Annotated in this window: 3 protein-coding genes; 2 read left to right on the top strand and 1 reads right to left on the bottom strand. The window is 62.2% G+C overall.

The window, feature by feature from the left end; all coding sequences use genetic code 11:
- Positions 1–303: 303 nt before the first annotated feature.
- Positions 304–1,026, bottom strand: a complete 723-nt coding sequence (locus VJ604_RS07115; protein WP_324081068.1) for a hypothetical protein — start codon at positions 1,024–1,026, stop codon at positions 304–306.
- A 244-nt stretch (positions 1,027–1,270) separates the two neighbouring features.
- Between VJ604_RS07115 and VJ604_RS07110 the strand changes: the two genes are divergently transcribed.
- The gene (locus tag VJ604_RS07110) at positions 1,271–3,469 is read left to right on the top strand and encodes a PAS domain-containing sensor histidine kinase (RefSeq protein ID WP_324081066.1); all 2,199 of its coding nucleotides are present in this window, start codon (positions 1,271–1,273) and stop codon (positions 3,467–3,469) included.
- 69 nt (positions 3,470–3,538) lie between these two features.
- On the top strand, positions 3,539–4,422 hold an 884-nt coding region (locus VJ604_RS07105; RefSeq protein ID WP_324081064.1), incomplete at its 3' end, for a metallophosphoesterase family protein.

Genomic DNA, 4,422 nt, shown 5'->3' with positions numbered 1-4,422 from the left:
CTCAGGTGACCGATCCGCCGCGGAAGGATGGCAAGAGACCCGCAGGAAACGCAGCAGATAAGGCGGAAAAGGAGTCGGGGGGAGATTGGCCGGCGGGAGGGGAGAACCCCTATCGTTGAGCGTCTCGTCTCCACCCCATCCTCACCCCGACCCTCTCCTTGAAGGAGAGGGAGCGTTGGCTGGGTGGAGATGGCTGGGAAAGGGATGAAGCAGTTGCCTGAGCAAAGCGATTGTTACTTCTGATAAAGCTCCCCCCGCGTCCCCTCCCCTTCAAGGGGAGGGACAGGGTGAGGATGGAGTGGATTAAGGTCTGGTTGCCATAGCCGTTGGTCCCGGAGGTGCCGCCGATGACATAGCGCCTTGATCTGCCGGCGGCCTTGCCGCTGAGGCCTGCTCAATGGCGCCGTCCGCCGCCTCAAGCGCCTCTTTCAGATACTCGCTGTCTATCCTCGCCTTCCTGACCATCAGCTCCAGCCCCTTGACGGTCACCGGCCTCACCGTGCCGGACGCGATATTGCTATTTAGTACCCCCGATATCTGCTCTATGTCGAACTGGTAGAGCCGGTAGGCCCGCTTCACCTCCCAGGCATCGTCGGCCAGGGCCTCGAAGTACCCCCCGAGATTTGCGGTCCCCACGCCAATTACCATGGGCTCGCCCGGTACCGGGCAGGCGGGTGGCAGTTCTCTGCGCTCAACGAGATAGGTGGGGCCTTGATAGTGCATGCCGTCCCCGTGTCTGATCAGCGGATCTCCCAGCGCCAGCATCATCCGGGCGTTCCTGCGGAAGCTGTCGGCGGCCTGCTGTAGGTCGGCCACCGGGGAGACGTACAGATCCTCCAGGGCTTGCTGGGTGGAGTCGACCTGCAAATCCGCCCGATCGTAATCCTCCTCTATCCCCTGCAAGGTCGCCGTGTGCTCCGGAAGCTGTGCCGCTTCGGGGGGCGCTGCTTGATGTGCGCATCCCGACACGGCGAAGCTCGCGAGGAGCGCCATGAGAAAGCCGGTCTGCCGTATCCTTGAGCTCATAATGAATCTCCTTAGGGAGCTGAGAGTTTAAGCCAAGCATATAACGTCCTGGGTCACTGTCAATGCGGCGGTTGCGGCTGTTTCCTCAACGAGAGGGCCAGCTTACAGAGCACTTACCCATTAGTTTTTTCACTTGAAATTTTTCCATTAGTCGCGTATGCACTACTACGGCCAAGTGGCTTGAAGGGGGAAGAATCAGTTGTCCGGTAACGTCATCCAACATCCATCGATCAGCTTTGACAGTGTGAACTCAGTTGGTGTCATTGCTGTCCTTGACGCCGTGCCCGCTCCTTTGTTCTGGATAGAGAACGGGACCATCGGGTGCAACAGGGCGATGGAAAGGCTTACCGGCTATGACAGAGCCGAGCTTTCATCGGTCGACCTCTTCACCCGTCCTTTCGGCTCCACCGCCGAAAAGCTCCGCTCTCTCCTGGAGGACCCGCCATCCATCCTCCGCACTCCCCTCGACTTGGAACTCCGTTGCCAGGACGGCACCCTCAAGACCGTCGAGATCAGCGGCTCCGACTCAGGTCCCGCCATCTGGACCGTGCAGGATGTCACCGCGTTGAGGACCCTGCAGAAGGAGCCTTCCGCCGTCTTCAAGCGATTCATGATGATGGCGGAGACCACCACCGATGCCTTCTTGCTGGCCGACCGCAGCGGACGGATCGTGGACGCCAACGAACGCTGTCTGCAGCTCTATGGTTACCGCAAGGAGGAGTTCCTCTCCATGTCGGTGGGAGATCTGGAGAGCCCGGAGACCAGGGAGCAGTCAGCGGCCGAACTGCAGAACGTGATGCGGCAGGGACACCTGCGCTTTCCTTCCCGCCACGTGACCAAGGATGGCCGCGTCATCGACACCGGGCTGTCGGTGATGCTGCTTCCGGGTGAGCCGTACTTCATCATGTTCCTACGGGACATCAGCGATCGCATGCTGGCCGAGCGGAAGGTGGCGGAAAGCGAAGCCCTGCTCAAGGCGGTCTTCGACAGCCTTCCCTTCGACTTCTTCGCACTCGACCGCGATGGCCGCTACACGATGCTAAGCTCGGGCGCCATCGCCAAGTGGGGCGATCCCACCGGCCAGACCGTCGCCGAGTACACCGCCGGCAAACCGTTTAGTCGCTATGCAGCCCGTTGGCAGGAAAACAACCGCCGGGCGTTGGCCGGTGAAACCGTCGACCAGGAGACCGTCTATAGCTGGGAGGGCGAGGAACGGGTCATTCATGAGATTCTCGGCCCGATACGGGATTCGCAGCAGCGCATCCTGGGGACCTTCGGCGTCAACCTGGACGTCACCGAGCAGAAGCAGACCCAAAAGGCGCTCGTGCAGAGCGAAGTCCGCTACCGTCGCTTCTCCGAACTCACCTCCGATTACGCCTACTGTTTTTCCCGCAGTGGCTCGGGCACCTTCCACTTCCGCTGGTTGGGGGGAGACTTTGAGCAGATCACCGGTTACACGCTGGAGGAGATCTTTCAGCAGGGGTGCCGGTTCGGGATGATCCATGAGGGCGACCGGCAGCGGGTGGTGAGCCGGGTGCTGGAGCTTAAGCCGGGAGAGACCTACACCGACGAGTACCGCATCGTCTGCAAGAACGGCGAGCTTCGCTGGATCCGCGGCTCCTATTACTGCGAGGCTGGCGGCTCTTCCGATGAGCGGCTCTATTACGGCGCCTCCCGCAACATCACCGCCAGGAAGGAGGCGGAGGAAGCGCTTTGCCGCCTCAATGACGCCCTGGATCGCCGGGTAGCGGAGCGGACCGCCCAGTTGGAGGCCGCCATGAGGGAGCAGGAGGCTTTCAGCTACTCTGTGTCCCACGACCTGCGCGCCCCGCTGCGTCACATCAACAGCTTTTCCGCCATTCTGCTGGAGGACTACGCCGACCTGCTTCCCCCCGAGGGGAGCGACTATCTGCTGAGGATCTGCAAGGCGACCAGGCGGATGGGGGTGCTGATCGACAACCTGCTGGAGTTGTCGCGGGTCAGTCGCGTGGTGGTAAACCGTTCCCCGGTGGACCTGAGCGCGCTGGCAGCCAAGATAGTGCTCATGTTCAGGGAGATCGAGCCGGAGCGGCAAGTCGAGGTGGATATCGCGCCGGACCTTTCCGCCCACTGCGACAAGAGCCTGGTGCGGCAGGTGCTGGAGAACCTGGTGGGCAACGCCTGGAAGTACACGTCCAACGAGGAGGTGGCCCGCATCGAGGTCGGCCAGCGTACCAGCGAGCAGGGGCCCATCTATTTCGTGGTCGACAACGGCGTCGGCTTCGAGATGGAGTACCGCGAAAAGCTGTTCGCGCCTTTCCAGCGGCTGCACGGCGCGGAGTTCGAGGGGAACGGCATCGGGCTCGCCACCGCCCAGCGCATCGTGGAGCGCCACGGCGGCGCCATCTGGGCGGAAGGGAAGGTCGGCGAAGGCGCCCGATTCTACTTCACGTTGCCCGGGTAGGGGCGAACCCTTGACTTCCTCCGCCGCGAGGCGTTATACATTCATATCTCGCTGCGGAGCCTCACCTTCATGTCCATTCGATTCATCCACACCTCCGATATCCACCTCGGCAAGAGCTATCGCGGTCTAGCCGGGGATGCCACCCGCTACCACGACTTCTTCGACACCTTCTCCTCCATCATCGCCGACGCGGTGGCGCAACGGGTCGATTTCGTGCTGATCGGCGGCGATCTCTTCCACACCGGCCAAATCCTCCCCAAGACCTTCGCAAAGACCATAGAGGCGCTGCAGCCCCTGAAGGACGCCGGCATCCCCTGCCTGGCCGTGGAAGGAAACCACGACTGGATCCACCGCCGCGACAGTCTCTCCTGGATGGAGGCCCTGTCGCAGCTTGGCTATCTCACCCTGCTGCGCCCGGCGCGCACCCCCGAAGGCGACTATCGTTTCGATACCTTCGACCGCGAGCAAGGGGCGGGGGGGCATATCGAGATCAACGGCGTCAACATCTATGGCCTCGGCTATATCGGCTCGCAGGCCGGCAGCCACATCTCCCGCATCTGCCAGGCGGTTACCACCAGCAATAACATCCTGCTCTTCCACGTTGGCGTTTGGAGCTATTCACCGGTCGAGATCGGCAACATCCGGCCGGAGGAGGCGCTGCCGCTGGCGGACTGCTTCGACTACGTGGCGCTTGGCCATGGGCACAAGGCCTACATCGTGGAGACGCCAGACGGCCGCCCCTACGCCTTCAACCCCGGCTCTCCGGACTGCGTCAACTTCGGGGAGGAGAGATACGACAAGGGATACTACCTGGTCACCGGCGACCAGGGTCGTTTCGTTCACGAATTCAGGCGCACCACTCCCAGGCCGATGCTGGTGCTGACTGTTGATATCGACGGGGCTGCCAATGCTGCCGAGGCGCTGGAGCGTTTCACCGCCCGCATCCGGGAGAA

Source organism: Geomonas sp. (assembly GCF_035254065.1).
In the GTDB taxonomy this organism is placed as follows: domain Bacteria; phylum Desulfobacterota; class Desulfuromonadia; order Geobacterales; family Geobacteraceae; genus Geomonas.
Note: the sequence above shows the minus strand (reverse complement) of the source record. Positions and strands in the feature narration are given on the sequence as shown.